Genomic DNA, 26,600 nt, shown 5'->3' with positions numbered 1-26,600 from the left:
GCGCGCCGGAAGGGCCTATTCGCTCTTCCACGACTGGTCGTTGAGCCGCATGTACATCGGCGCCTGCTTCGGCAGGTTGTGCTGCAGCCAGCCGAGCATGTCGCCCCAGACGCGCTGCGACTGCTGCGCGGTCGGCATGATGCCGGCGTGCGGCAGTTCGAGCGTGATCACCGGCAGGCCGAGATTGACGCCGGCGAAGTTGCCGAGCGAGCCCGGATAGGTGCCGAGCTGGTGCAGGCGCAGATAGCCGAAGCGCGCCGGCGGCTCGTCGGGGCCGTCATAATCGAGCACGCCGTACGGCGCATGCACGGACACGATCGCGTCCGGCCGGAACTGCTCGATCTGCTGCAGCAGCCAGCGCGTCTCCGGCTCCGACAACGCCTTCGGGCCGGGGTAGCGGCGCGGATCGCGGCGCGTTTTCTGTTCCCAGTAACGCAGCGCCTCGGCCTTCCAGTCGGCGGTCGGGAAATTGCGGTTGAGGTCGACGCCGCGCGCGTTGACGCGCGTCGCCGGCTGCGCCAGCAGGCCGTCCGGGTTCGCGCAGGGAATGACGCGCCAGTGGAACGGCTGGAAGCGCTCGCCCTCGAGGCGCTGCATCCACTGGAACACGACGCTCACCGACGAGAACTCGTCGCCGTGGATGCCGCCGATCAGCAGCACGCGCAGCGGCGGCGCGCGGCGCGATTTCGGCAGGTAGTCGCGAATCATCAGCGGCTGGCCGTTGACGCTGGCGCCCTGCGTCAGCTGCAGCCCGGCGTGCAGGCAGGTCTGCGCGTCGAGACTGCCGAGCCGGGAGCCGAGCGCGCGGCAGGCGCCGTCGACGGTCGCCAGCGGTGCGGCCGGCGCGGACGGCGGGAGGCTGGCTGCCGCAACAAAAAGCCCGGCGAGAAGCCGGGCCGGCACCCTGAAGCCAGGGCGCTTACTTCTTGATGCCACGTTCCTTGCGAACCTTGTCGATGAGGAAATTCACGACCTGGACCGTCGGATCGAGACCGCCGGCCATTGCCGGGCCGGTCATGTACTTGCCGCCGATCACCAGCGTCGGCGTGCTGGTGACACCGTAGGCGCGCGCCAGATTCTCGGCATTGCGGACCTGGGCATCGACCACGAAGCCGTTGAAGGTGCCCGAGAACGCCTCCGGCGTGGTGCCGGCCGCGCGCTGGAACAGCGCGGCGATCTGCGCTTCCGAGCCGAGCGGGATGTTGTCCCGGTGCAGCGCGTCGAACAGCACCGTGTGCATCTTCGGCAGCACGTTCAGCGCCTCGGCGGTGTAATAGGCCTTGGAATGCAGCAGACCCAGCGGATGGCCGAGCGTGTTCGGGTAGCGCACGAAGGCGACGTCGGCCGGCTTGTTCTTCTCCCAGTCGGCCAGCGTCGGCTCGAACGCGTAGCAGTGCGGGCAGCCATACCAGAAGAATTCGGCGACCTCGATCCGCTTCGGGTCGGCCGGCGCCTGCACCGTGCGCACCGCCTTGTACTGCTTGCCCGCCTCGAACTTCGGCGGCTCGGCGGCCGAGCAGGCGATGGCGGACAGCGAAAGGGCGACGGCGATCAGGCCGCGAAACGCGTGGCGCATGGACATTCCCGGAGCGGCTCTACTGGAGACCGTTGACGTACGAAGCCAGTGCGGCGATTTCCTCGTCCGTCAGCTTGGCTGCGACCGCCGCCATGATCTTCTGGTTCCCTTCCGCCGCGTCGATCTTGGCCGCCTGCTCGCGATAGAGCCTGAGACGGGCGGTGACGTAGACCGAATGCTGGCCGCCGATGCGCGGATAGGCCGCGGTCGACACGCCGGCGCCGGTCGGGCCGTGGCAGGCGGCGCAGGCCGGCACGCCGCGCGCGGCGTCGCCGGCGCGATACAGACGCTGCGCGACCGGGATCGCGTCCTTGCTGGCGACGCCCGGCGACGCCGGCTGCGCCGCGAAGTAGGCGGCCAGATCCTTCATGTCCTGCTCCGCGAGCAGCGCGGCCTGCGCCGACATCAAGGGATTCTGGCGCTTGCCGGCCTTGAACAGCTGCAGCTGTTCGAGGATGAAACGCGAGCTCTGCCCGGCGAGCTTCGGCCATTCCGGGTTGGCGCTGTTGCCGCCGGGACCGTGGCAGGCGGTGCAGACCGCTGCCTTGGTGGCGCCGGCTTCGGCACTGCCTTGAGTGTAGGGATCACGGGCGGTGCCTTCAGCGAAGACCGACAGCGGGGCGCACAGGACGGCAGCCAGCAAAACGCGCTTCATGCGACTCACTCCCCAGAAAGACGCAGCGGTCGGCCCTAGCGGCTGCCGCCGTAGCGATGTGGATAAGACGAAAAGTCCGAGGATTCTACAGGGTCTGCGCCGCGCTTTTCACGCCGCGCCGTGCGCCGCGGGACCGGCGTCGTTATGCTCCTGCCCCATTCTTCGCACACAGGCGCTCCGATGCCGTCGTCGAGCAAAAAACCACCCGCGCCGCCGGCCGGCGATCGCGGGCAACGCAATCCGTTCGCCGGCGCCCAGTTCCTGCTGTCCTGCGCGCAGCTGACCCAGCTGCCCGCCGACGGCCTGCCGGAAATCGCCTTCGCCGGCCGCTCGAACGCCGGCAAGTCGAGCGCGATGAACGCGCTCTGCGGCCAGAAGCAGCTGGCGCGCGTCAGCAAGACGCCGGGCCGCACGCAGCTGATCAACCTGTTCAACGTGCCCGGCGGGCGCTTCGTCGATCTGCCCGGCTACGGCTTCGCCGAGGTGCCGAAGGATGTCCGCCACGGCTGGGGCCGCCTGATCGGCGACTACCTCGAAGGGCGCGCCAATCTGCGCGCGGTCGTGCAGATCATGGACATCCGCCATCCGCTGACACCGTTCGACGTGCAGATGCTCGAATGGGCCGCGCACCGCGGCCTGCGCTGCCTGCTGCTGCTGACCAAGGCCGACAAGCTGAGCTTCGGCGCCGCCAAGTCGACGCTGCTGCAGGTCCAGAAGGCGGTCGCCGAATTGCCGGACACCGAGGTGCGGCTGTTCTCGTCGACGTCCCGGCTCGGCCTCGACGAGGTCCGGACCTTGCTGCAGGGCTGGCTGAGCGCCGCGCCGCAGGACTGAGCCGCAGCGCGCCGCTGCGGCCGCTCGCCGAGCGCCGTCGCGACTGAGGACTTGCACCCGTTGCCAAGGCAGCCCCCGATCGCCAAAGCTAGCGCGTGGCGTCGGAGCGGGCCGGCGCACCCCACCTCCTGTGAAATGTGACGAAGACGTGGCGAGATTCGCCACGGCTGGTCGCATGGCGATGCCGTCGTGCCGCTCCAAACGCTTGAAAGGATTCAGAACTCATGGGGACGGAACGATATGGCATCGACCGTGCTCAGCGATTCCATCCCAAATCATCCCGACCGCATCTAAGTAGCCGGACTCGACGCTCCTCCTTCATGAACAAGCAGATCCGCTCCGGCAGCCGATGGCTGCTGGCCAGTACCGCCGCGTTGCTCTGCGCCTGCGCCGTCGGTCCCGACTACCGGGAGCCGCCGCACGACGCCGCCGTCCCCGACACCTGGCACGCGCGCCTGCCGCACGGCGGCGAGCGCACGACGATGACGCAATGGTGGCGGCAGTTCGACGACCCGTTGCTCGCCGAGCTGGTCGAGACCGCGCAAACCCGTCATCCGACGATCGACGCCGCACTCGGCGCCGTGCGCGAAGCGCGCGCCGCGGTGACGAGCTCGCGCGCCGGCCTGCTGCCCGGCGTGCGCGCCAACGGCTCGATGACGCGCAGCTCCGGCGCCGGCGACACCGGCGGCGCGGACGGCGCGCCGTTCACGCTGTTCAACGGCTCGCTCGACGCCAGCTGGGAGCTCGACCTGTTCGGCGGCACGCGGCGCGACCTCGAAGCCAGCCAGGCCCGGCTGCAGGCGGCACAGGCGGACTGGCACGGCGCGCGTGTCACGCTCGCCGCCGAGGTCGCCGACGCCTACGTGCAGCGCCGCTACTGCGAGCGCCTGATCGCGCTCTATCGCGACACGCTCGACTCGCGGCGCGAGACCGAGCGACTGACGACGCTCAAGCTGAAATCCGGCTTCGTCGCGCCCGCCGACGAAGCCCAGGCGCGCGCCGGCCGCTATGACAGCGAGAACCAGCTGCTCGCGCAGCAAGGCCTCTGCCAGCAGAACCTCAACCGCCTTGCGCAGCTGACGGCGCTGCCGGCGGCGCAGCTCGAAGCGCGGCTGGCGGGAGCCGCCGGCGCGCGCGCCGGCGATGCGGCGACCGCGTACGGCGTGCGGATCCCGGTGCCGCTGCAGCCGGCGGTGCCGGACGTGCCGGCGGCGCTGCTGTCGCAGCGCCCGGACGTGATGTCGGCGGAACGCTCGCTGGCGGCCGCCAGCGCCGGCATCGGCGTCGCCGTCGCCAGCCGCCTGCCGTCGCTGAGCCTTGGCGGCTCGATCGGCATCAACCATCTCGCGCACAGCGGCGACGAGGTGCGCAGCTGGTCGTGGTCGCCGCAGATCAGCCTGCCGATCTTCGAAGGCGGCGCCGGCCGCGCCCGCGTCGAGACGGCGCGCGCGCGCTACGACCAGGTGCTCGCGCAGTACCGCGGCAAGGTGCTGGTCGCGGTGCAGGAAGTCGAGGACGCGCTGACCCGCGTCGACGCCGCGGTGCGCCGCGCCGACGCCGCGCGCCAGGCCGAGGCCAATTACAGCGTGCTGCTGGCCTCGCAGGAGAACCGCTACCGCCTCGGCGCCAGCTCGCTGCTCGACCTCGAGGAGACGCGCCGGCTCGCGCTCGCCAGCCGCGAGACGCTGGCCGCCGTCGAAGCCGAGATCAGCCAGTCGTGGATCGCGCTGTACAAGGCCGCCGGCGGCGGCTGGCGCGACGACACCGCCACCATTCCCACCGACCCGCGCGGCACGCCCGATGCCGCACCGACCCCAGCAGGAGCTGGCGCATGAACGCCCGCAACAAGGCCCGTTTCGTTCCCCGTCATTTCGCGCTGCGCCTCGCCGTCGCAGTGCCGCTGGCCGCCGCGCTCGGCGCCTGCGACAAGAAGAAGGAAGCGACGCCGGAGGCACCCAAGCCGGTGATGACCGTCGAGCTGGTGACGCCGCAGGGCCAGCAGTGGCCGCAGCAGCTGCCGGCCAGCGGCAACGTCGCCGCCTGGCAGGAGGCGATCGTCGGCGCCGAGGTCGGCGGCGCGCGTCTGCTCGAGGTCAAGGTCAACGTCGGCGACCTCGTCCGCAAGGGCGACGTGCTGGCGATCCTCGACCCGGCGACGCTGCAGGCGCAGGCCGCGCAGCAGGACGCCAACGTCGCCCAGGCTGCCGCCACGCTCGCCAAGGCGCGCGCCGACGCCCAGCGCGCCGAGGAGCTCGACAAGACCGGCTCGATCAGCCAGCAGGAGATCGACCAATACCGCACCGCCGCGGCCACCGCCGAGGCCCAGCTCAAGCTGGCGCGTGCGCAGTACGACGTCGCCAGCCTGCAGCTGCGCTATGCGCGCGTCGTCGCCCCGGACGACGGCGTGATCTCGTCGCGCACGGCGACGGTCGGCGCGGTGGTCGGCGCCGGCACCGAGCTGTTCCGCCTGATTCGCGGCCAGCGCCTCGAATGGCGCGCCGAAGTGCCGGGCGACTGGCTCGGCCGGCTGCGGCCGGGCATGCGCGCCGCCGTGCGCCGCCCCGGCGACGGCGCGACGGTCGCCGGCACGATCCGCCAGATCGCGCCGACCGTCGACCTGCAGACGCGCAACGCCCTGGTCTACGTCGACCTGCCGAAGAACGCCGGCCTCAGCGCCGGACAGTTCGTCGAAGGCAGTTTCGAACTCGCTCCGCAAGCGGTGCTGAGCCTGCCGGAATCGGCGATCGTGCTGCGCGACGGCCATCGCTACGTGATGACGGTCGACGACCAGCACATCGTCCATCAGCTGAAGGTCGAGACGGGCGCCCGCCAGGGCGAGGCGATCGCCGTCAGCGGCGGCCTGACGCCGGCGACGCGCGTCATCAAGTCCGGCGGCAGCTTCGTCGGCGACGGTGACCTGGTCGGCGTGGAGGGCCCATGAACATCAATTTCTCCGCCTGGTCGATCCACAAGCCGACGCCGGCGGTCCTGCTGTTCTTCCTCGCCACGGTCGCCGGCTTCCTGGGCTTCAACGCGCTGCAGATCGCCAAGATGCCGGACTTCGACTTCCCCGGCATCATCGTCGACGTGCAGCTGCCGGGCGCGACACCCTCGCAGCTCGAAACCGAAGTGACGCGCAAGATCGAGGACGCCACCGCCAACATTCCCGGCGCGCGGCACGTGACCTCGACAGTCTCCGACGGCTTCTCGGAAACGTTCATCGAGTTCGAGATCGGCAAGAACGTCCAGGACGCGCTCAACGACGTGCGCGATGCGGTGACCGGCGTGCGCTCGGCGCTGCCGGCCGACATCCTCGAGCCGACCGTGCAGCGCGTCACCACCAACGGCAGCTCGATCGCCACGTATACGGTCAGCTCCGAGAACATGGACGAGATGGACCTGTCCTGGTTCGTCGACAACATCGTCAGCAAGGCGATCATGCCGATCCGCGGCGTCGGCAAGGTCACGCGCTTCGGCGGCGTGCAACGCGAGATCCGCGTCGAGCTCGATCCGGTGAAGCTGCAAGCCTACGGCGTCAGCGCCGGCGAGGTCTCGCGGCAGATCAACAGCATGCAGCAGGAAGCGCCGGGCGGCCGCGGCGAGCTCGGCGGCCTCGAGCAGGCCGTGCGCACGATCGGCAACGTGCAGACCGCGCAGCAGCTCGCCGCCTTCAGCTTTCCGCTCGCCGACGGCCGCCGTGTGCGCCTCGACCAGATCGCGACGGTACGTGACACCACGACCGAACCGCGCCAGGCAGCGACGCTCGATGGCAAGCCGGTGATCTCGTTCCGCGCCTACCGCGCCAACGGCTCGGCGGAGGCGGAAGTCGCCAAGGCGATCGAGCAGGAAATCGACCGGCTCAACAAGAAATATCCGCGCGTGAAGATCGACAAGGTCTATGACACCGTCGGTCCGATCGAGCACTCGTACCATGCCTCGATGCAGGCGCTCCTCGAAGGCGCGATCCTCGCCGTCATCGTCGTCTGGATCTTCCTGCGCGACTGGCGCGCGACGCTGATTTCGGCGGTCGCGCTGCCGCTGTCGATCCTGCCGACCTTCGCCTTCATCCACTGGGCCGGCTACACGCTCAACACCATCACGCTGCTGGCGCTGACGCTGGTGATCGGCATCCTCGTCGACGACGCCATCGTCGAAGTCGAGAACATCATGCGCCACCTGCGCATGGGCAAGACGCCGAAGCAGGCCGCGCTCGACGCCGCCGACGAGATCGGCCTCGCCGTCATCGCCACCTCGCTGACCCTGATTTCGGTGTTCCTGCCGGTGGCCCTGATGCCCGGCATCGCCGGCCTGGTCTTCAAGCAGTTCGGCTGGACCGCGGCGATCGCCATCTTCGCCTCGCTGATCGTCGCGCGCCTGCTGACGCCGATGATGGCGGCCTACATGCTCAGCGCCGCGGGACTCGGCAAGGGGCATGATGACGAAGGCGAGGACGGCTGGATCATGCGGCGCTACATGAAGGCCGTGCGGCTCTGCCTGCGCCATCCGTGGTGGACCAGCCTCGCCACGGTCATGTTCTTCTTCGCGTCGATCTGGCTGTCGACGCTGCTGTCGAAGACCTTCCTCGCCGCCGACGACGTCGCGCTGTCGCTCGTCACCATCGAGGCGCCGCCCGGCTCGACGCTGCAGCAGACACTGGCGCTGAACCAGCAGGCCTGGCAGACGCTGCGCGAGGTTCCCGAGATCAAGCACGTCTACATGATCCTCGGCAACGGCGTCACCGCCGGCAGCACCGTGCAGAGCGGCGGCAGCGTCACCGTGCTGACGTACCTGATTCCGCTGAAGCCGCAGAAGGAACGCGAGCGCACGCAGCAGCAGGTCGAGAAGGAAATGGGCGTGCGCCTCGGCAAGCTGCCGGGTGTGCGCGTCACCGTCGGCGGCAACGGCAACGGCCAGCAGCTCACCGTGCAGCTGACCAGCGAGGACCCGGTGATGCTGACCGCGACCGCCAACAAGGTGCTACGCGAGCTGCGCACGATCCCGGGCCTCGGCGGCGCCACTTCGTCGGCCAGCATCCTGCGCCCCGAACTGGTGATCCGGCCGGACTTCGCGCGCGCCGCCGAACTCGGCGTGACTGCCGAGGCGATCGGCGACGCCGTGCGCGTCGCGACCAGCGGCGACTACGACGTGATCCTGCCCAAGCTCAATCTTCCCGAGCGTCAGGTTTACATCCGCACCATGCTCGAGCCGGCCGCGCGCACCGATCTCGAGACGATCCGCCAGCTGCGCGTCGCGTCCGCGCACGGTCCGGTGCCGCTCGCCAACGTCGCCAGCGTCACCGTCGAAGGCGGCCCGGCGCAGATCGACCGCTACGACCGCGCGCGCAACGTGACGCTGACGGTGAACCTGCAGGGCAAGCCGCTCGGCGAGGTCAACAAGCAGGTCGAGGCGCTGCCGTCGATGCAGCATCTGCCGCCGCAGGTACGGCGCGGCGAAGGCGGCGACGTCGAGTTCATGAACGATCTGTTCGGCAACTTCGCGATCGCCATGCTGACCGGCATCTTCTGCGTGTACGCGGTGATGGTGCTGCTGTTCCACGACTTCGCGCAGCCGTTCACCGTGCTGACCGCGCTGCCGCTGGCGGCGGGCGGTGCGCTCGGCGGTCTCGTGCTGTTCGGCATGGAACTGTCGCTCGCCTCGCTGATCGGCCTGCTGATGCTGATCGGCATCGTCAGCAAGAACTCGATCCTGCTCGTCGAATACGCGATCGCCGCGCGCAATCAGCGCGGCCTGTCGCGCTTCGACGCGATCATCGACGCCTGCCACAAGCGTGCGCGGCCGATCGTGATGACCACCGTCGCCATGGTCGCCGGCATGCTGCCGATGGCACTGAACATCAGCCGCACCGACGCGGGCTTCCGCGCGCCGATGGCGGTCGCGGTGATCGGCGGCCTGCTGACCTCGACGGTGCTGAGCCTGCTGGTGGTACCGGTCGTCTACGAACTCGTCGACGACCTCGAAGGCTGGCTGCGCCGTCGCGTGCTCCGGCACAAGCCGGCGGCGCTGCCGACCGAGCTGCACCTGAGCTGACGCCCCGCCGCGGACCGCCGGCCCATATGGCGCCGGCGGCCGCACGGCGCGAGCGGGCAATAAAAAACCCGATGGCCAGGGGAGGACCATCGGGTCACGCTTTCCGGCTTGGGGGAGGCCGGACCCGCCCAGGGAGTGGAGGCGGGGAGCGGGGACAGGGAGTGATCGCCGCTCGCAAGATTGGACGCCGTGCCCGGCGGAAAAGTTCCGGCACGTCCGGAAAGTTTTTGAGGGGCTCCCGCGGCAAGCGCCAAGCACCGGATTCAGAAAACAAAAAAGCCCGGTGACTTGGGGGGAAGCCACCGGGCCACGCTTTCCGGCCATGGGGGATGCCGGACCCGCCCAGGGAGTGGAGGCGGGGAGCGGGACAGGGAGTATCGCCGCTCGAAGGATTAGATGCGGCCCCCGGCAGGGAAGTTCAATGCCCCCACGGCATCTTTTTTTGCGGTGCCGCAATTAGCCCGGCAGCCGCAATAAAATCAATGACCTGCAATGACTGACGCATCGGTCAGCCACCGGTTTTCGAACAAAATTTCCTTCAATTCCGGCTACTTGCGTGGCCGGTCGCGGCATGCGCCGTATCCCACTCGGAACCAAAGCCGAAATCGGCGACCAGCGGTACATCGAGCTGGGCGATGCGCACCATGCGTGCGGCGATCAGCGGCGCCTGCTCGCGCAAGCGCGCTTCCGGCCCTTCGAACACCAGCTCGTCGTGCACCTGCATGATCATGCGGATGTCCGGCGCGCGGCGCCGCAGGTAGCGGGCGACGTCGACCATCGCCAGCTTGATGAGGTCGGCGGCGGTGCCCTGCAGCGGCGCGTTGATCGCGGTGCGCTCGGCGTACTGGCGCTGCGCCTGGTTGCTGGCGGCGATGTTCGGCAGGTACAGGCGGCGGCCGAACAGGGTCTCGACGTAGCCGGTCTCGCGCGCCCGCATGCGCGTCGTGTCCATGAAGTGCTTGACGCCCGGATAGCGGCCGAAGAAGCGGTCGATGTAGTCCTGCGCCTCGCCACGCGCGATGCCGAGCTGGCGCGCCAGCCCGAACGCCGACATGCCGTAGATCAGGCCGAAGTTGATCGCCTTGGCGGCGCGGCGCTGGTCGGTGCCGACCTGTTCGAGCGGCAGGCCGAAGACCTCGGCGGCGGTCGCCTGGTGAATGTCGAGCCCTTCGCGGAACGCCGCCTGCAGGCGCGGATCGGCCGAGAAATGCGCCATCAGGCGCAGCTCGATCTGCGAGTAGTCGATCGACGCCAGCGCGTTGCCGGGCTCGGCGATGAAGGCCTGGCGGATGCGCCGGCCTTCGGCATTGCGCACCGGGATGTTCTGCAGGTTCGGGTCCGACGAGGACAGGCGCCCGGTCGCGGCGACCGCCTGGTGGTACGAGGTGTGAATGCGGCCGGTGTGCGGATTGACCGCGAGCGGCAGCTGCTCGGTGTAGGTCGAGCGCAGCTTCTGCAACGCGCGCCAGTCGAGGATCAGACGCGGCAGCTTGTGCTCGGCGGCGAGGCTTTCGAGCACGTCCTCGGCGGTCGATGGTTCGCCTTTCGGCGTCTTGCCGAGCACCGGCAGCTTGAGCTGTTCGTAGAGGATCGCGCCGAGCTGCTTCGGCGAGCCGAGGTTGAACTCGGTGCCCGCTTCCGCATAAGCCTCGCGCTGCAAGGCCGCCATGCGCTCGGCCAGCTCCAGCGAGATCTTGCCGAGCAGCGGCACGTCGATCTTGACGCCGGTCTGCTCGATCTCGGCAAGCACCGGCACCAGCGGCATTTCGATCGTCTCGTAGACCTTGTACAGCGCCGCGCTCGCCATCAGCCGCGGATGCAGCGTCTGGTGCAGGCGCAGTGTGATGTCGGCGTCCTCCGCCGAGTAGTCGGCGGCCTTGTCGAGCGCGATCTGGTTGAAGCTCAGCTGGTTCTTGCCCTTGCCGGCGATGTCGGTGAAGGCGATCGTCTTGTGGCCGAGATACTTCTCGGCCAGCGTGTCCATGTCGTGGCGGTTGCCGGCGGCGTCGAGCACGTAGCTCTGCAGCATGGTGTCGTGGGCGACGCCGGCGACCTTCACGCCGTGGCGCGCGAAGACGTTGAGGTCGTACTTGATGTGCTGGCCGAGCTTCGGCTTGTCGGCGTCTTCGAGCAGCGGCCTGAGCCGGGCGAGCACCCAGTCGCGCGGCAGCTGAGGCGGCACGCCGAGATAGTCGTGGCCGACCGGCACGTACCAGCCGCTGCCGGCTGCGACGGCGAAGGCGATGCCGACCAGGTTCGCCTGGTTCGAATCTAGGCTGTCGGTCTCGGTGTCGACGCAGACCAGATCGGCGGCCTGCAGTTTTTCGAGCATCGCCGCGAACACCGCCTCGTCGGTGACCAGCGTGGCGACCGTCGCCTGCGGCGGCGGCGGCGACGCCTCGGCCAGCGGCGCCTGCGGGGCTTCGGGCACCGACGATACCGGCGAAGTCGGCACTTCCTGACGTTCCGGCGCCGGCGGCAGCTCGCCGTTCTGCTGGCGCAGTTCGTCGACCCAGCGCCCGAAGCCGAGCCGCGTGTAGATCGCGACCAGCCTGGCGACGTCCGGCGCGCGCGGCTTCAGCGCGTCGACCTGGATCGGCAGCGTCAGGTCGCAGCGGATCGTCGCCAGATCCTTGGCCATCGGCAGCTGGCCGAGCGCGGCGCGCAGCTTCTCGCCGATCTTGCCCTTGATCTGGTCGGCATTGGCGACGACGTCGTCGAGCGTGCCGTACTCGTTGAGCCATTTCGCGGCGGTCTTCGGACCGACGCCGGCGATGCCGGGAATGTTGTCGACGCTGTCGCCCATCAGCGCCAGATAGTCGACGATGCGCTCGGGCGGCACGCCGAAACGTTCGATCACCGCGTCGCGGTCGAGGCGGCGGTTCTTCATGGTGTCGAGCAGGTGCACGCCGTCGTGCACCAGCTGCGCCATGTCCTTGTCGCCGGTGACGATCAGCACCGGCTGGCCGCGCTGCGCGGCCTGCGTCGCCAGCGTGCCGATGACGTCGTCGGCCTCGACGCCGGCTTCGGCGATCACCGGCAGGCCCATCGCCTCCAGCATCTCGACGATCGCCGGGTACTGCGCCTTGAGCTCGGCCGGCGTCTCGTCGCGGTTGGCCTTGTACTCGGTGTAGATCTCATGCCGGAAGTTGGTGCCCGGCGCGTCGAAGATGACGGCGATTTCCTCCGGCGCGTAATCCTTGAGCAGACGCCGCAGCATGTTGCCCATGCCGTACACGGCGCCGGTCGGCTCGCCATGCGCGTTCGACAGCGGCGGCAGCGCGAAGAACGCGCGGAACAGCCACGACGAGCCGTCGATCAGGATCAGCGGCTGGCGCGCAGCGTCGCTCACGGCAGCAGGCACTCGCCGCGCACGAGATCGTCGAAGGTCTCGCGCGCGCGCACCAGATGCGCGGCGTCGCCGTCGACCATCACTTCGGCCGCGCGCGGCCGGCTGTTGTAGTTCGACGCCATGGTGAAGCCGTAGGCGCCGGCGGTGCGCACCGCGAGCAGGTCGCCCGGCGCGATCGTCAGCAGGCGGTCCTTGCCGAGCCAGTCGCCGGACTCGCAGACCGGGCCGACGATGTCGTAGACCTGCGCCGGCGCGTCGTGGCGCTCGACCGCCGGCACGATGTCCATCCAGGCCTGATACAGCGTCGGCCGCAGCAGGTCGTTCATCGCCGCGTCGACGATCGCGAAGCGCTTGTCCTCGCCGCCCTTCAGGCCGAGCACGCGGGTGACGAGCAGGCCGGCGTTGCCGGCGATCGCGCGGCCCGGCTCGGTCAGGATCTTGAGGCCGAGCGCTTCGAGTTTCGGCCGCAGCGCGCCGGCCCATTGCGAGGGCTCGATCGTCTGCTCGTCGCGATAGCGCACGCCGAGGCCGCCGCCGACGTCGAGGTGGCGCAGCACGATGCCGTGCCCGCGCAGGCGCTCGACCAGCGCCAGCACGCGGTCGAGCGCGTCGAGGAACGGCGCGACCTGCAGCAGCTGCGAGCCGATGTGGTTGGCGATGCCGATGATCTCGATGCCGTCCATCGTCGCCGCCTGCCGGTACAGGCGTTCGGCGGTGGCGATGTCGACACCGAACTTGTTGTTCTTCAGCCCCGTCGAGATGTACGGATGGGTCTTGGCGTCGACGTCCGGATTGACGCGCAGGGCGATGCGCGCGCGCCGGCCCATCAGCCGCGCGGTGGCGTCGAGCAGATCGAGCTCGTACTCGGACTCGACGTTGAAGCAGTAGATGCCCGAGGCCAGCGCCAGGCGGATCTCGTCCTCGGTCTTGCCGACGCCGGAGAACACCACCTTGCCCGGATCGCCGCCGGCACGCAGCACGCGCTGCAGTTCGCCGCCGGAGACGATGTCGAAACCGGCGCCGAGCCGCGCCAGCGTCTGCAGCACGGCGAGATTGGAATTGGCCTTGACCGCGTAGCAGACCCAATGGTCGAGCCCGGCCAGCGCATCGTCGAACGCGCGGAAATGACGCTGCAGCGTGGCCTTCGAATAGACGTAGAGCGGCGTGCCGTAGCGCTCGGCGAGTTCGGCGACGGGAGTTTCTTCGGCGTGCAGCACGCCGTGGCGGTATTCGAAATGATCCACGAGTCAGGGGCCTGCAGGAAAAGCGGTGATGACGATGAAAACGAAAAAGCGCAGCCGTGCCTACGGCCGCGGCTCGGCATCCGGCTCGTCGGCGGACGCCGGCGCGGCGGGCGTCGCCGCCGAACCGGTCGCGTCCGCCGCCGGCGCGCTGGCCGGTGGCGTCGGCGACGGCGCCTCGGGCGCCGGCTCGGCGGCCGGCACGACCTTGATCGGCGGGCGCTTGGCCTGGTGCTTGGGCGCGCCCTGTTCCGGCAGGTACAGCGGTCCGGTCTGCCCGCAGGCAGACAACAGGAGAGCGGCGCAGAGCAGGGCGATCGTCTTCGGCATGGGCGGCGGGTCCGACAGGCCGCAAGTGTAGCCTGCTTCGGCGGCGCGGCCATTGGCGCGCGCCGGCGCAGCGTCGACAATCCGTCACATGCGCGCCCAGCACCACGCCAGCGAAGTGATCCTCGAGCCGGAACGCAGCGCGCGCGCCGCCGTGATCTGGCTGCACGGACTCGGCGCCGACGGCAACGACTTCGTGCCGATCATCCCGGAGCTGGACCTGCCGCGCGACGCCGGCATCCGCTTCGTGTTCCCGCACGCGCCGGTGCGCCCGGTGACGCTGAGCGGCGGCCTGCCGATGCGCGCCTGGTACGACATCGCCGGTCTGTCGGTCGCGCAGAAGCAGGACGCCGACGGCATCCGCGCCTCGGAAGCGGTCGTACGCGCCTACATCGCCGGTCAGGTCGCGGCCGGCATCCCGCCGTCACGCATCGTGCTCGCCGGCTTCTCGCAGGGCGGCGCGATCACCCTGCACACCGGCCTGCGCCTCGCAACGCCGCTCGCCGGCCTGGTCGCGCTGTCCTGCTACCTGCCGCTGCACGAGTGCCTCGAAGCCGAGGCCACGCCGGCCGGCCGGCAGATGCCGATCTTCATCGCCCACGGCCGCCACGACCCGATCGTGCCCTACGCCTGGGGCGAGAGCACCGCGCAGGGCCTCGCCGAGCGCGGCTACGAGGTGATCTGGCGCCGCTACACGATGGCGCACGAGGTCTGCGAGGAAGAAATCGCCGACATCGGCGCCTTCCTGCGCGAGCGGCTGCTCTAGCGCGGCGTCCGCGCTCAGCCGCGCCCGGCGGCCAGCGCGTGCGCGATGCGGCCGAGCGTGGCGATGCCGGCGGCCACCGTCGCGCTCCACGGCATCGCGCAGTTCAGGCGGATGTGATGCGCGTACTGCGCGCTCGCCGAGAACAGCGTGCCGGGCCGGATCGCGATGCCGGCCTGCGCCGCGCGGCGGAACATCTGCACCGCGTCGACCGTGCCCGGCAGCTCGATCCACAACACGAAGCCGCCCTGCGGCCGCGACACGCTGGTGCCGTCCGGAAAAGCCTGCAGCACGGCCTCCGAGATGCGCGCGATCGAGCGCGCGAGGCTGGCGCGCAGGCCGCGCAGGTGGCGCTCGTAGCCGCCGGTTTCGAGGTAGCGGCTGACGATCATCTGCGGCAGCGAGGCGGTCGCGCAGGACAGCGTGAACTTGCGCCGCGTCAGTTCGCGCGCGTAGCGGCGGCTGGCGATCGCGCCGACGCGAAAACCCGGTGACAGCGTCTTGCTGAACGAGCCGCAATGCAGCACCAGATCGGCCTCGTCGTAGACCTTCAGCGGCGTCGCGCGGCCGGCGACGAAGCCGAGCTCGCCGTAGACGTCGTCCTCGATCAGCGGAATGCCGGCGGCGTTGAGCGTGCGCACCACCTCGCGCTTGGCCTCGTCCGGCATCAGGCTGCCGGTCGGATTGTTGAAGTTCTGCACGAACAGCGCGGCGGCGATGCGGTGCCGGCCGACGGCGCGGCGCAGGTCGTCGGGATCGATGCCGGTGAGCGGATCGTTGGGCAGCTCGACGACGCGCAGGCCGTGCTCCTCGGCGGCCTGCAGCAGGCCGTAAAAAGTCGGCGCCTCCATCAGCAGCGTGTCGCCGGCGCGGGTCAGCGCGCGCAGGCAGAGGTTGATCGCCTCCATGCCGCCGGTGGTGATGACGACGTCCTCGGCCGCGACCTCGGCGCCCAGCGCCGCGAGGCGCCCGGCGAGCTGCTCGCGCAGGCGCTGGTAGCCGGGCGACATCTGGTACGGGATCGCCAGCTCGGGCTCGTCGCGCAGCAGCTGGCGGGCAACGCGGTTGAGGCTGGCGACCGGCAGCAGCGAAGGCTCCGGCACCGAATCGCCGAAACGCAGCGGCCCGCCGATGCGTGCCTGCAGGAAATCGGCGACCAGCTCGCCGGAGATCAGGCTCGGCGGCCCGCTCGGCGCCTGCAGCGTCTGCGGCAGCGGCCGGGCCTTGGGCGCGGCGCTGACGAAGTAGCCGGAGCGCGGCCGCGAGCCGATTGCGCCGAGCGCTTCGAGGTGCTCGTAGGCGCGCAGCACGGTGGTGATGCTGCGGCCGGTCTGCCGCGCCAGCTCGCGCACCGACGGCAGGCGATCGCCCGGGCGCAGCCCGCCGCTGCCGATCTGGGCGAGCAGCTGCTGCGCGACGGCCGCGTAGTGCGGCTCGCGGACGTCGATCGCAAGCGCGCCGTTCTGTACGTCATCCATCGCTCGTTTCCCGCTGGCACCGCGCTCGCTGCGCGGATCTGCGCGCATTCTGTGCTCGCTCTGTATCTTTTGAAAGCGCCGATCATGTATCTGTTATTGCTCGCCGCGATGCGCAGAATGGGCCGGGCGCCGATTCCGGAGATGCGCCATGAGCACCGCCCCGCTGCACGCCCTGAAGAAGTCCGAGACCGGTCGCGGCCGCGCCGCCGCCGGTGCCGTCCGCCGGCCCGGTGCCGCCGAGCGCCTGGCCTTCGCGCTGGCGCTCGCCGCGATCGCGCTCGGCGGTGCCGGCATCGTCCATGCGCTGCTGGCGCGCTGAGCGCGCGCGCCGCTACTTGCGCTCGAAGGTGTAGATCACGTCGCCGCCGGACTCGATGCCGGTTTCGGTACGGACCTTGAAGCCGCGGCCGATGTCGTACTGCAGGCGGAAGGTGTGGCCGGGCAGGAACAGGCCGATGCCGTAGCTGATGAACAGCTTCGGCGTCAGATACTTGCCGACCGTGAACATCGCCTGATCGTTGGTCTGGCCGGGCTTGGCGCCGACGCTGATCTGGTCGATGCCGATCTTCGAGCCGAGCTGCTGCGCCAGCCATTCGCCGCCGACCAGGCCGAGCGAGGTCGCGGCGCTGCCGACCATCTGCTTCTGGTCGGTGCTGGTGGTGTCGGTCAGCGGCTTGCCGAGCACCAGCCAGGCGAGCTGCTGCTGCTGCGGCAGGGTCGGCGTCGAGAACAGCTTGAAGTCCGGCTTCTTCAGCGTGCCGCGCACATAGAGACCGACGGTGATCTCGTCGGTCGGCTTGCGCGTGGCGCGCACCTCCAGCGCCGGCTCGGCGACCGGCCCGCCGCTGAAGATCAGCTTGCCGGTCTCGATCGTCAGGTCCTGGCCGTAGGCCTTGTAGTGGCCGTCGACGAGGCTGATCTCGCCGCGCGCGCGCGTCGTCACGCCCGGCTCTTCGAGCGCCTGCACCGTGCCCTTGAGCTGTGATTTCAAACCGAAGCCCTCGAAGTGCACGTCGTCGCCGAGCTTGAGCGTGACGTCGGCGCTGATGCGCAGGTCGCGGCGCTGCTGCGCGCCCGGATCGTCGCCGACCATGACTTCATCGGCACTGGCCGACACGCTGCCGTCACCGAGCGACTTCGGCGTGATCTGCGCGCGCGGCACCAGCACCGTGCCGGTGACGACCAGGCGCCGCTCGCCGAGCGTGGCGTGCAGATCCGGCGACACCCACAGGCGCGCGTCGCTGGTCTTCAGCGCCTGGAAGTTTTCGCCGCGGGCGCGCAGATCGAACTTCAGCGGATCGATGCGCGGATTGATGTCACCGCTGACGCGCACCACGCCGCCGTCCGAGCTGGCCTCGCCGTCGAGGCGCACATTGCCGTCGCCGGCGGCGTCGGCACGCAGGCCGATCTGGCGGATCGAGATGCCCGGCGTGACCAGATCGAGTTCGCCGTCGCGCAGCTCGGCGTGGCCCTGCAGGCGCGGATCGGCGAGCGTGCCGGCGAGCGCGAAGTGGCCCTCGGCGCGGCCGGCGGCGCGGTTGATCTCGGCGCTGACCAGACGCAGCCAGGACAGATCCGGCATGTCGATGTCGAGCGTGCCGCTCAGCGGTCGCGCGGTGAACACCGCTGCCGGCGCCAGCAGCGCCTTGCCGCGCACGGCGCCGGCCGCGAACGGCAGATCGAGTTCGAGCCGGGTGCCGGCGGCGCCGTCGTCGTCGAGGCGCAGGCGCGCCGGCTTCAGCTCGATCGGCGGCAGGCCGCCGAGCTGCCAGTGGCCGGCGCCGGTGGCGGCGTCGAGGCGCAGGTCGAGCAGGCCCTGCGGGCCGATCTCGGCCAGGCCGCTGGCCTGCAGCACGACGTCGATCGTGGCGCCGCCGAGCAGCGGCTGCAGATAGGCGAGCGCGAAGTCGGACAGGCCGAAGTCGATGCGGCGGATGCGGCCGTTGCGCTTGACGGCGATGCAGGCGCGCGCGCCGCCGCTGTTCCAGCACATCGGTTCGAGCAGCACGTCGCCGGCGTCGGCACTGAGCGCCACCGGCTGCTGCAGCGTCCAGGCGGCGAGTTCCAGCGGCGCGAGATGGCCGCTGCGGATCTCGCCGCGCCAGGCCGGCCGTTTGGCATCGAGCGCGCCGTGCGCGGCGAGTTCGACCGTGCCCTGCCCGGTGTCGGCGCGCACGACGATGTCGTGCGCCGCCGCCGGCCCGTGGATCGCCAGACTCGCCGCGTGCAGCGGCACGCCGACGTCACCGTCCTGCAGCGCCAGATCGAGATCGAGCTGCCGCGCCGGATCGACATCGGCCTTCAGCGTCGCACCGTCGACGCGCAGGCCGCCGTAGCGCAGACCCGCGGCCCGCGCATCGGCGACCACGTGCGGCAGCGGCAGGGCGCCGCGCGCCTGCACGCGCGCGTGCAGGCTGCCGGCGAGCCCCGGCCAGGCGTCCTCGAGGCGCTGCGCGTCGACGGCAGCCTGCGCGTCCAGCGTCGGCAGCAGCTGGCCGTGCGCGTCCAGCCTGACGCTGCCGCTCTGCGCCTTCAGCGTCTCGAAGCTCAGCACCTCGCCGGCGTAACGTCCGCGCGCTTCGGCGGCCAGCGGATAGCCGCGCAGCGTCGAGCGTTCGAGCCGCGCCGCGAAACGCACGTCGGGCCGGCCGTCGGCGATCTCGGTATGCGCCTCGAAGCTGCCGTTGACGAGGCCCGGCAGCGCATCGAGATAGCGCTCCGGATGCAGGCCGGCGAAACGGCCGCTGCCGTCGATGCGCAGGCCGTCGCGCCAGTCGACGTCGGCGCGGGCGTGCAGCTCGCCGCCGAGCGCCTGCGCGTCGAGTCTGGCGAGGTGCACGGCGTCGAGCGAGCCGGTGCCGCTGGCGCTGAGCTTGAGCGGCAGGCGCGGCAGGCTCAGCGCGCCGTCGAGATCGAAGGCGTAATCGTCGAGGCGGCCGCGCCAGTGCGCCTGACCGCCGGCGCTGGCGAGTTCGCCGCCGGTGGCGGCGCCGGCCGGCGGCCAGCCGATCTTCTGCCACTGCAGGCGCAGGTCGCCGTCGCTGCCGTAGCCGAAGCGGCCTTCGAGCCGCGCGACCGCGAAGCCCTGCGCGTGCAGCGGCTGCAGCTCGACGGCGTCCGGATGCAGGGTCGCGGCGCCGTCGAGACGCGCGCGGCCGACCCAGGGCGTGGTCGCGGCGAGGTGCTGGAGCACGACGCGCTCGTCGATCCAGCTGCCGATCAGCGCGATGTCGTCGATCTCGATCGGCGTGCCGCCGGCGACGATGCGCAGCCGGCCGACCGCCGCGTCGTGCACCGCCAGCGCGAACGGCAGCCGCGTGATCGCGCCCTGATCCGCGCCCGGTGCCGGCGCCGCCGCCGCGGGCGCCGGCTTGACGGTGATCTCGACGCTGGCCGCGCGCAGGCGTTCGACGTCGAGGCGACGGCGCGCGAACTGCAGCAGGTCGGCGTCGAGCTCGGCGTCGCGGATGTCGATGTCGACGCTGTCGAGCGTGATCGTCAGCCGCGCCAGCTTCAGCGGCCCCCAGGCGCTGCCGTCGACGCCCTCCGCGTGAATCATGCCGCCGCTCAGGCGCTCGGCGATGCGCAGGCCGAGCGTCGCGCCCGGCGCGGTGAACAGCACGAACACCAGCGTGCCGAGCAGCAGCGCCAGGGCGATGCCGAGCGCGGCGCGCACGACCGCCAGCGCCAGCCACAGGCCGTGCCGCAGGGCCGCGCTCACAGGCCGATCCTCACGCCGAAGTGCAGACGCACCGGCGATTCGTTGCGATCGAGCGGGTGGGCGAGGTCGATGCGGACCGAACCGACCGGCGAGCGATAGCGCAGGCCGGCGCCGACGCCGTAGTGCAGATCCGGGGCGACGTCGTTGGCGACGCCGCCGCCGTCGCCGAACGCGGCGACGCCCCAGTTGCCGTAGACGGCGGTCTCGAACTCGACGCTGAAAGTCGTCAGGAAGTTGCCGCCGATGACCTGGCCGGCGGCGTTCTCGGGGCCGAGCGACTGATAGCCGTAGCCGCGCACCGACTCGTCGCCGCCGGCGAAGAAGCGCTGCGAGGCCGGCAGCCGCCCGAAATCCTCGACCCAGTTGGCGCCGTACTCGTAGCGCAGCAGCAGGCGCGAACGGCGCAGCAGCGGCCAGGCGGCCTTGGCGATCGCGTGCGCCTGCACGAAGCTGACGGTCGAAGCGACGTTGTGGGCGGCGCCGTGCACGTCGGCGAACAGCGACCAGCCCTGGCGCGTGTAGATGCTGTCGTCGAGATCGGCGCGGTTGAGCGTCAGGCCCGGCATCAGCAGGTCGGCGACCACGGCGTCGTCGGCGCCGAGATTCGAGTTCTCGTGCAGGTACTTCAGGTAGTAGCGGCGCTGCAGCTTGCCGGGCGCGCGCGCCAGCGCGATGCCGATGCCGCGCAGGTAACTGGTGCCGGCGTCGTAGTCCTGCTGGCTGATGTTGCCGGTGATCGAGAACAGCTCGCCGGCCTTGTTGCCGACCGGGATGCGGTATTCGGCGAGCGCCTGTTCCTTGATCGCCGAGACCTGCGTTTCGAGATGCAGGGTGTGGCCGCTGTCGTTGAGACGCCGGAAGTCGGCGCCGACCGAACCGCGCGGCCCGGTGTCGGTGCCGTAGCCGAGGCCGAAGTCGTAGCGCTGCGTCTTGCGCGGCAGGGTGTGGATGATGATCGGCACGCGATGATCGACCGCCGCTTCGCGGTCGGGCACGATCTCGACGCTGTCGAAGTAGCCGAGGTCGCCGAGCGCGAACTGCGTGTCGAGCAGCTGCTGCGGATCGTAGACGGCGCCCGGCCGGATCGGCACGTAGCGGCGCAAGAAGGCGTCGTCGAGCGGGCGCGCTTCCTGCTGCACGACCGTGAACTCGCCGAAGCGGTACTGCGGGCCGGTCTCGAAGTGCAGCACCGCCTCGGCGCTGTTGTCGGACGGTTTCACGCGCAGCTCCGACAGCACGTAATGCGCGTCGAGGTAGCCCTTGGCGTAGGCGGCGCTCGACAGCACGGCCTTGGCCTCGTCGTAGTCGCTGTGCAGCAGCGGCTGGCCCGCGGCCAGACGCCGGCGCATGCGCCGCTCCTCCTCGGCGAAGTCGCCGGCGCCCTCGCCGGCGATCTCGATGTCGACCGCGGCGAGCGTGGTGCGCGGCCCCGGATCGATGATGTAGGTCGCCCGCCAGTCCGGCGCCGCGCCTTCCAGGCGCATGTCGATGAACGGGTTGTAGTAGCCGAACGGACGCAGCGATTCGCGCAGTTCGGGGCCGGCCTGGCGGTTCAGATGCTCGACGGCGGCCTGGTCGAGATCCTTGCGGCGCGCCTCGTCGCGGATCGTCAGGTAGGCCTCGGCGTTGCTCTTCATCTCGCCGCCGACGCCACGCACCTCGACCTCGATGTCGGCCCTCGCCGCCAGCGGCATCAGCAACAGGCAGCAGAGAACGGCGCGGACGGGCGACACGGGCGGCGGACGGTGGTTCCGATCACGGCAGGACGGGACGGGCTGGCAGTATTATCCATCCGCACCCCGGACAAAACTGCGCGCCGCGCGCCGGGTGCCCGCGAGCCGATTCGCCGAGGATGTCCGAATGAACCCGATGACGTTGTACGTCGGCAGCAAGAGGCTGTCGTCGTGGTCCCTGCGGCCCTGGCTGCTGATGCAGCACCACGAGCTGCCGTTCAGCGAGATCGTGATCCCGCTCGACACGCCCGAGACCCGCTCGCGCCTGCTCGCGCACTCGCCGAGCGGCCGCGTGCCGGTGCTGGTGCACGGCGACATCCGCGTCTGGGAATCGCTGGCGATCTGCGAATACCTGGCCGAGACCTTCGCCCTGCCGCGCGCCTGGCCGCTGCTGCCGGCGGCGCGGGCGCTGGCGCGCTCGATCGCTCACGAGATGCACGCCGGCTTCGCCGACCTGCGCCGCGAGCTGCCGTTCAACGCCTGCCGCGAGCCGGAGCGCACGACGATCTCGGCCGCCGCCGAGGCCGACATCGCGCGCGTGCGCCAGATCTGGCGCGAGACGCGCCGCGAGCACGGCCACGACGGTGAATGGCTGTTCGGCAAGTTCGGCATCGTCGACGCCATGTACGCGCCGGTCGCGGTGCGCTTCTTCATCTACGACGTCCCGCTCGACGGCGCCGAGCGCGACTACATGCACAGCGTGATCCTGCACCCGGCCGTGCAGCAGTGGCTGGAGGCGGCGACACTGGAAGCGCCCGACGCCGGCTCGCCGCTCGAACGCACCCAGGAAGTGCCGCTGGAACTCGCCGCCGCCGAAGTCGCGGCGGCACCGGAGCCGGCTTCGGAGCCGGCCGCCGAGCCCGCCAGGGCCGGCAAAGCCGCCAAGGCCGCGCCACGGCCGGAGCTGCCGAAAGTGCGTTCGTTCCAGCTGCCGAGCGACTGAGCCGGGCCGTGGCCGGCGCCGCCGCTCCGCGCCCGCAGGGCGTACCGGACGCGTTCGAGCATCGCCCCGACCGCGCCGAGTTCCGCCGCCCGGCGCACCGCGCCGGCATCGAGCTGTACCGCGCGCACATCGTCCGCCATGCCTTCGAGCCGCATGCGCACGAGGCCTACGGCATCGGTGCGATCGAGACCGGCGTCGAGCGCTTCCGCTATCGCGGCGGCGAGCATCTGGCGCCGCCCGGCTCGCTGGTGCTGATGAATCCCGACGAGCTGCATACCGGCCGCGCCGGCAGCGAGGACGGCTGGCGCTACCGCATGATCTATCTCGAACGCGAGGTCGTCGAACGCGTCAGCGGCGAAACCGGCTGGTGGTTCGCGGATGCGGTGCGCGAGGACCGCGCCGCGGCCGGCCGGCTGACCGCGCTGCTCGACGGGCTGTGGCGGGCGCGCGAGCCGCTCGCCTTCGACAGCCTGCTGCACGGCCTGTGCGCGCAGCTGCGCCCGCACGCACGCGTCGCGCGGCCGGCAACGACGGCGGCGGCGCCGCGCTTCGGCGCCGTCATCGACTATCTGCACGCCCACCTCGACCGGCGCCTGACGCTCGACGAGCTGGCCGCGCTCGCCGACCTGAGCCCGTTCCACTTCCTGCGTGCGTTCCGCGCCCGCCACGGCGTCACGCCGCAGCAGATGCTGATGGCGCTGCGCCTGGCGGCGGCCAAGCGCCGGCTCGCCGCCGGCCAGGCGCCGGCCGCGGTCGCCGCCGCCTGCGGCCTCGCCGATCAGGCGCATCTGACGCGCGCCTTCCTGCGCCGCTACGGCGTCACCCCCGGCGACTACCGGCGCCAGCTGCGCGGCTGATCCGTACCGACCGCAATTTGCGACAAGACCGCGGCCGGCGCGGCGCCTAGACTGCGCGCGCCATGTGGATCGGAACCCTTTACGCGCTCGCCGCCGGCCTGATGTGGGGGCTGGTGTTCATCAACCCCGTGCTGCTGGCCGAATACCCGCCGGTGCTGCTGTCGGTCGGCCGCTATCTGGCGTTCGGCACGCTGGCGCTCGGCCTCGCCTGGTTCGACCGCGCGACGCTGCGCCGGCTGACGCGCGCCGACTGGATCGAGGCGCTCAAGCTGACCGCGATCGGCAACCTGCTCTATTACTCGTGCCTGGCCGCGGCGATCCAGCGTGCCGGCGCACCGCTGCCGACGATGATCATCGGCACGCTGCCGGTGGTCATCGCGATCGCCGCCAACCTGCGCGACGCGCATCGCGACGGCCAGCTGCCGTGGGCGCAGCTGGCGCCGTCGCTGCTGCTGCTGTCGGCCGGCATCGCCTGCGTCAATCGCGCCGAGTGGGAGGCGCTGCGCGCCGCGCCCGGGGCCGATCTGCTGCGCTACGCCAGCGGCGCCCTGCTGGCGCTGGTTTCGGTCGCCTGCTGGACCTGGTACCCGCTGCGCAACGCCGACTGGCTGCGCCGTCATCCGGACCGCAGCCCGCGCGGCTGGGCGACCGCGCAGGGCCTGGCGACGCTGCCGCTGGCGCTCGCCGGCTACGCGCTGCTGTGGCTGGCGATGCCGCAGCTGCGCGCCGGTTTCGAGATGCCGTTCGGGCCGCGGCCGTGGTTCTTCGTCGCCATGATGGTGACCATCGGCCTGTGCGCCTCCTGGCTCGGCACGCTGTGCTGGAACGCCGCCAGCCAGCGCCTGCCGACCGCGCTCGCCGGCCAGCTGATCGTGTTCGAGACGCTGGCGGCGCTCGCCTACGCCTATCTGCTGCGCGGCCAGTGGCCGCCGGCGCTGACCCTGCTCGGCGTCGCGCTGCTGGTCGCCGGCGTGCTGTGGGCGACGCGCATCCAGCCGCGCGCGCTGCCGGCCGCCGGGCCGGTGACCGGCGCCTGAAGTCGCGGCGCGGCGCTCAGGGGCTGCGCGGCGGCGGCGGCGGCGCGGCCGCGGGCTCCGGTTCCGCCGCCGGCGCGCCGTAGGCGCGCACCGCGAAGCCGCGCGCGCGCAGCGCCGCCAGCAGGCCGTCGGCGCCGACCAGATGGGCGGCGCCGACCACCACCAGCTGCGGTGCGCCGCCTTCGAGGCGCGCGGCGAGGCCCGGCAGCCAGGCGCGGTTGCGCGCGGCGAGCAGGCGCTCGTAGAGATCCGGGAAATCGCGGCGCATCTCGACGACCAGGGTTTCGACGAAAGCGACGTCGCCGCTCTGCCAGGCCTTGAACAGTGCCTCGGGCTGCTCGGCGGGATCGTCGGCTTCGTCGAGCGTCGCGGCGAGGAACTCGCGTCCCATCGGCGCGCCCATGCCGGAGAACAGGCGCAGGTGTTCGCGCGGCGCTTCGAACCACTCGACCGTCTTGTTGTCGTCGACGGCGCGCTGGTAGAAGGTCTGATCGAGCCCGAGCGCGGCGTCGAAGCCCTGTTCGCGGAAGCTGAAGACGTCGAAGGTCAGCGCGCAGAACCAGGCGGCGTAGGGATCGCAGACGTTGGCCGGCAGCTCGTAGGCGCGGGCGCGCGCCTGCACGCGCTCGTACAGCGCCTTCGGGATCTCGGCGGCCAGACCGCCATCGACGCGCGCGGCGGCGAGCAGATCCTTCTGCATCTCCGGCGCGTCGAGCGCGCCGAGGTCGCTTTCGAACACCAGGGTGTCGGCGCGCGCGTAGGCATCCTCCAGCGCCTTCGGCAGCGGATGCGCGGCCTGCGGCAGCAGGTGCACCGAGCCGAGCAGGTAGTGCGTCGCACCGCGGCCGCGCACTTCCCACAGGAACGGCGCCGCCGCGACCGCCGCCGTGGCGGCCGGTGCCGGCGGGGCCGCAGCCGGCGCCGGTGCAGCCGGTGCGGCGGCCGGTGCCGGCGCGGCGGCGCCGAGCAGCGCGAGCGCGACCAGGCCGGCCAGCAAAAAGCCCCCGCGGCCGGCGAGGCGACGGGGGCTGGCGTGTGACGCGCCGATCGGCAGCAGGCTGCGCATCATGGGGCGGCGTCCGCGCCGGGCATCAGCCAGTCGGTGCGCACCGCCGTGTCGCCGCCGAGACCGGCGAAGTCGAACAGCTTCGGGTCGGCGAGCTGCGAAGGCGCGACATTGGTCAGCGAGGCGAACACTTGCTCGATACGGGCCGGATGTTCCTTTTCCCAGGCGTCCATCATCCGGCGCACCTGCTTGCGCTGCAATTGCTCCTGCGAGCCGCACAGATTGCACGGGATGATCGGGAAGCCCTTGCGCGTGGCGTACTCGGCGATGTCGCGCTCACGGCAGTACGCGAGCGGCCGGATCAGCACGTTGCGGCCGTCGTCGGACTGCAGCTTCGGCGGCATCGCCGCGAGCTTGCCGCCGTGGAACAGGTTGAGGAAGAAGGTCGCGACGATGTCGTCCTTGTGATGGCCGAGCGCGATCTTGGTGTAGCCGTGCTCGGCGGCGTAGCTGTACAGCGCGCCGCGGCGCAGCCGCGAGCATAGCGAGCACATGGTCTTGCCTTCCGGGATCACGCGCTTGACGACCGAGTACGTGTCCTGCTCGATGATGTGCCAGTCGACGCCGATCGACTTCAGGTATTCCGGCAGCACGTGCTCGGGAAAGCCCGGCTGCTTCTGGTCGAGGTTGACCGCGGTGATCGAGAACTTGACCGGCGCCTTGGCCTGCAGCTGCAGCAGGACGTCGAGCATCGTGTAGCTGTCCTTGCCGCCCGACAGGCAGACCATCACGCGATCGCCGTCGACGATCATGTTGTAGTCCATGATCGCCTGGCCGACCTGGCGGCGCAGGCGCTTGGCGAGCTTGTTCTGCTCGCGCTTGTCTTCGGGCGGGGCGACGCCGGCAGGGACGTCATCGGCAACGGCGGACATCGTGCAACTCGGTGGAAACGCAGGCGCCATTGTCGCATGGCGCGCGCGGCCGCGACCGGGGGGCGGGCGGAGTCATGGACAGTTCATCGGCGTCCCG

At 71.0% G+C, this 26,600-nt stretch carries 20 protein-coding genes; 9 read left to right on the top strand and 11 right to left on the bottom strand.

Going from position 1 to position 26,600, the window contains the following annotated elements; translation table 11 throughout:
• Positions 1 to 15: 15 nt before the first annotated feature.
• From H149_RS0101605 to H149_RS0101595, 3 genes are read right to left on the bottom strand one after another with little or no spacing between them, the layout of a single operon-like run.
• Complete coding sequence (locus H149_RS0101605) at positions 16 to 903, bottom strand: M14 family murein peptide amidase A (protein ID WP_020647976.1); 888 nt, start codon at positions 901 to 903, stop codon at positions 16 to 18.
• 16 nt (positions 904 to 919) lie between these two features.
• Entirely contained in the window at positions 920 to 1,576 is a 657-nt protein-coding gene (locus H149_RS0101600) for a thiol:disulfide interchange protein DsbA/DsbL (protein WP_026352748.1), read from the bottom strand.
• A gap of 19 nt (positions 1,577 to 1,595) precedes the next feature.
• Positions 1,596 to 2,231: a c-type cytochrome gene (locus tag H149_RS0101595; protein ID WP_020647974.1), complete on the bottom strand. Its 636-nt coding sequence runs from the start codon at positions 2,229 to 2,231 to the stop codon at positions 1,596 to 1,598.
• A gap of 180 nt (positions 2,232 to 2,411) precedes the next feature.
• Here H149_RS0101595 and yihA point away from each other — a divergent pair, with 180 nt between their 5' ends.
• From yihA to H149_RS0101575, 4 genes are all read left to right on the top strand, one after another.
• A complete protein-coding gene (gene yihA / locus H149_RS0101590; protein ID WP_020647973.1) occupies positions 2,412 to 3,065 on the top strand; it encodes a ribosome biogenesis GTP-binding protein YihA/YsxC in 654 nt (217 codons plus the stop codon).
• 320 nt (positions 3,066 to 3,385) lie between these two features.
• Entirely contained in the window at positions 3,386 to 4,900 is a 1,515-nt protein-coding gene (locus H149_RS19310) for an efflux transporter outer membrane subunit (protein WP_020647972.1), read from the top strand.
• On the top strand, positions 4,897 to 6,006 hold the full coding sequence (locus tag H149_RS19305; protein WP_020647971.1) for an efflux RND transporter periplasmic adaptor subunit: 1,110 nt from the start codon (positions 4,897 to 4,899) through the stop codon (positions 6,004 to 6,006). The genes H149_RS19310 and H149_RS19305 overlap by 4 nt, the downstream gene beginning before the upstream one ends.
• Positions 6,003 to 9,113, top strand: a complete 3,111-nt coding sequence (locus H149_RS0101575; protein WP_020647970.1) for an efflux RND transporter permease subunit — start codon at positions 6,003 to 6,005, stop codon at positions 9,111 to 9,113. Before H149_RS19305 ends, H149_RS0101575 begins: the two co-directional genes overlap by 4 nt.
• Positions 9,114 to 9,651: 538 nt before the next feature.
• Here the strand turns inward: H149_RS0101575 and polA are convergent.
• Genes polA through lptM form a run of 3 tightly spaced genes read right to left on the bottom strand, consistent with a single transcriptional unit; the run spans position 9,652 to position 14,036 of the window.
• Positions 9,652 to 12,465 carry a DNA polymerase I gene (gene polA, locus H149_RS0101570; protein ID WP_020647969.1) on the bottom strand — a complete coding sequence of 938 codons (2,814 nt, stop codon included), beginning with the start codon at positions 12,463 to 12,465 and terminating at the stop codon, positions 9,652 to 9,654.
• On the bottom strand, positions 12,462 to 13,709 hold the full coding sequence (gene lysA / locus H149_RS0101565; protein ID WP_020647968.1) for a diaminopimelate decarboxylase: 1,248 nt from the start codon (positions 13,707 to 13,709) through the stop codon (positions 12,462 to 12,464). The genes polA and lysA overlap by 4 nt, the downstream gene beginning before the upstream one ends.
• A gap of 60 nt (positions 13,710 to 13,769) precedes the next feature.
• Positions 13,770 to 14,036: an LPS translocon maturation chaperone LptM gene (gene lptM / locus H149_RS24295; RefSeq protein ID WP_020647967.1), complete on the bottom strand. Its 267-nt coding sequence runs from the start codon at positions 14,034 to 14,036 to the stop codon at positions 13,770 to 13,772.
• An 88-nt stretch (positions 14,037 to 14,124) separates the two neighbouring features.
• Here lptM and H149_RS0101555 point away from each other — a divergent pair, with 88 nt between their 5' ends.
• A complete protein-coding gene (locus tag H149_RS0101555) occupies positions 14,125 to 14,799 on the top strand; it encodes an alpha/beta hydrolase (protein WP_020647966.1) in 675 nt (224 codons plus the stop codon).
• Between the two features lie 14 nt (positions 14,800 to 14,813).
• Here the strand turns inward: H149_RS0101555 and H149_RS0101550 are convergent, their stop codons facing one another.
• The gene (locus H149_RS0101550; RefSeq protein ID WP_020647965.1) at positions 14,814 to 16,274 is read right to left on the bottom strand and encodes an aminotransferase-like domain-containing protein; all 1,461 of its coding nucleotides are present in this window, start codon (positions 16,272 to 16,274) and stop codon (positions 14,814 to 14,816) included.
• A gap of 148 nt (positions 16,275 to 16,422) precedes the next feature.
• Between H149_RS0101550 and H149_RS23020 the strand changes: the two genes are divergently transcribed.
• Positions 16,423 to 16,593 (top strand): hypothetical protein, encoded by a 171-nt coding sequence (locus H149_RS23020; protein ID WP_020647964.1) that lies wholly within the window; start codon positions 16,423 to 16,425, stop codon positions 16,591 to 16,593.
• Positions 16,594 to 16,605: 12 nt separating this feature from the next.
• Here H149_RS23020 and H149_RS0101540 read toward each other — a convergent pair whose 3' ends face one another.
• Positions 16,606 to 19,995 (bottom strand): translocation/assembly module TamB domain-containing protein, encoded by a 3,390-nt coding sequence (locus tag H149_RS0101540; RefSeq protein ID WP_020647963.1) that lies wholly within the window; start codon positions 19,993 to 19,995, stop codon positions 16,606 to 16,608.
• Complete coding sequence (locus H149_RS0101535; protein WP_154654585.1) at positions 19,992 to 21,728, bottom strand: autotransporter assembly complex protein TamA; 1,737 nt, start codon at positions 21,726 to 21,728, stop codon at positions 19,992 to 19,994. The genes H149_RS0101540 and H149_RS0101535 overlap by 4 nt, the downstream gene beginning before the upstream one ends.
• A gap of 127 nt (positions 21,729 to 21,855) precedes the next feature.
• Here H149_RS0101535 and H149_RS19300 point away from each other — a divergent pair, with 127 nt between their 5' ends.
• The 3 genes from H149_RS19300 to H149_RS0101520 all read left to right on the top strand — a co-directional run bounded on the left by H149_RS19300 (position 21,856) and on the right by H149_RS0101520 (position 24,565).
• The gene (locus H149_RS19300) at positions 21,856 to 22,671 is read left to right on the top strand and encodes a glutathione S-transferase family protein (RefSeq protein WP_020647961.1); all 816 of its coding nucleotides are present in this window, start codon (positions 21,856 to 21,858) and stop codon (positions 22,669 to 22,671) included.
• 8 nt (positions 22,672 to 22,679) lie between these two features.
• Complete coding sequence (locus H149_RS0101525; protein ID WP_020647960.1) at positions 22,680 to 23,528, top strand: AraC family transcriptional regulator; 849 nt, start codon at positions 22,680 to 22,682, stop codon at positions 23,526 to 23,528.
• Between the two features lie 62 nt (positions 23,529 to 23,590).
• Positions 23,591 to 24,565, top strand: a complete 975-nt coding sequence (locus tag H149_RS0101520) for a DMT family transporter (RefSeq protein ID WP_020647959.1) — start codon at positions 23,591 to 23,593, stop codon at positions 24,563 to 24,565.
• Positions 24,566 to 24,581: 16 nt separating this feature from the next.
• Here H149_RS0101520 and H149_RS0101515 read toward each other — a convergent pair whose 3' ends face one another.
• A complete protein-coding gene (locus H149_RS0101515) occupies positions 24,582 to 25,634 on the bottom strand; it encodes a TraB/GumN family protein (RefSeq protein ID WP_020647958.1) in 1,053 nt (350 codons plus the stop codon).
• A complete protein-coding gene (ttcA, locus tag H149_RS0101510) occupies positions 25,631 to 26,503 on the bottom strand; it encodes a tRNA 2-thiocytidine(32) synthetase TtcA (RefSeq protein ID WP_020647957.1) in 873 nt (290 codons plus the stop codon). The genes H149_RS0101515 and ttcA overlap by 4 nt, the downstream gene beginning before the upstream one ends.
• Positions 26,504 to 26,600: the final 97 nt, after the last annotated feature.

It is taken from the genome of Solimonas variicoloris DSM 15731, assembly GCF_000382285.1.
Lineage (GTDB): Bacteria > Pseudomonadota > Gammaproteobacteria > Nevskiales > Nevskiaceae > Solimonas > Solimonas variicoloris.
Note: the sequence above shows the minus strand (reverse complement) of the source record. Positions and strands in the feature narration are given on the sequence as shown.

What these genes read in the sequence shown, in the direction of transcription:
- H149_RS19310 (WP_020647972.1), top strand. Translation starts at nt 3,386, where the DNA reads ATGAACAAGCAGATCCGCTCCGGCAGCCGATGGCTGCTGGCCAGTACC.
- H149_RS0101555 (WP_020647966.1), top strand. Translation starts at nt 14,125, where the DNA reads ATGCGCGCCCAGCACCACGCCAGCGAAGTGATCCTCGAGCCGGAACGC.
- H149_RS19305 (WP_020647971.1), top strand. Translation starts at nt 4,897, where the DNA reads ATGAACGCCCGCAACAAGGCCCGTTTCGTTCCCCGTCATTTCGCGCTG.
- lptM (WP_020647967.1), bottom strand. Translation starts at nt 14,036, where the DNA reads ATGCCGAAGACGATCGCCCTGCTCTGCGCCGCTCTCCTGTTGTCTGCC.
- H149_RS0101600 (WP_026352748.1), bottom strand. Translation starts at nt 1,576, where the DNA reads ATGCGCCACGCGTTTCGCGGCCTGATCGCCGTCGCCCTTTCGCTGTCC.
- H149_RS19300 (WP_020647961.1), top strand. Translation starts at nt 21,856, where the DNA reads ATGAACCCGATGACGTTGTACGTCGGCAGCAAGAGGCTGTCGTCGTGG.
- H149_RS0101550 (WP_020647965.1), bottom strand. Translation starts at nt 16,274, where the DNA reads ATGGATGACGTACAGAACGGCGCGCTTGCGATCGACGTCCGCGAGCCG.
- H149_RS0101520 (WP_020647959.1), top strand. Translation starts at nt 23,591, where the DNA reads ATGTGGATCGGAACCCTTTACGCGCTCGCCGCCGGCCTGATGTGGGGG.
- H149_RS0101595 (WP_020647974.1), bottom strand. Translation starts at nt 2,231, where the DNA reads ATGAAGCGCGTTTTGCTGGCTGCCGTCCTGTGCGCCCCGCTGTCGGTC.
- H149_RS23020 (WP_020647964.1), top strand. Translation starts at nt 16,423, where the DNA reads ATGAGCACCGCCCCGCTGCACGCCCTGAAGAAGTCCGAGACCGGTCGC.
- H149_RS0101575 (WP_020647970.1), top strand. Translation starts at nt 6,003, where the DNA reads ATGAACATCAATTTCTCCGCCTGGTCGATCCACAAGCCGACGCCGGCG.
- yihA (WP_020647973.1), top strand. Translation starts at nt 2,412, where the DNA reads ATGCCGTCGTCGAGCAAAAAACCACCCGCGCCGCCGGCCGGCGATCGC.
- ttcA (WP_020647957.1), bottom strand. Translation starts at nt 26,503, where the DNA reads ATGTCCGCCGTTGCCGATGACGTCCCTGCCGGCGTCGCCCCGCCCGAA.
- H149_RS0101515 (WP_020647958.1), bottom strand. Translation starts at nt 25,634, where the DNA reads ATGATGCGCAGCCTGCTGCCGATCGGCGCGTCACACGCCAGCCCCCGT.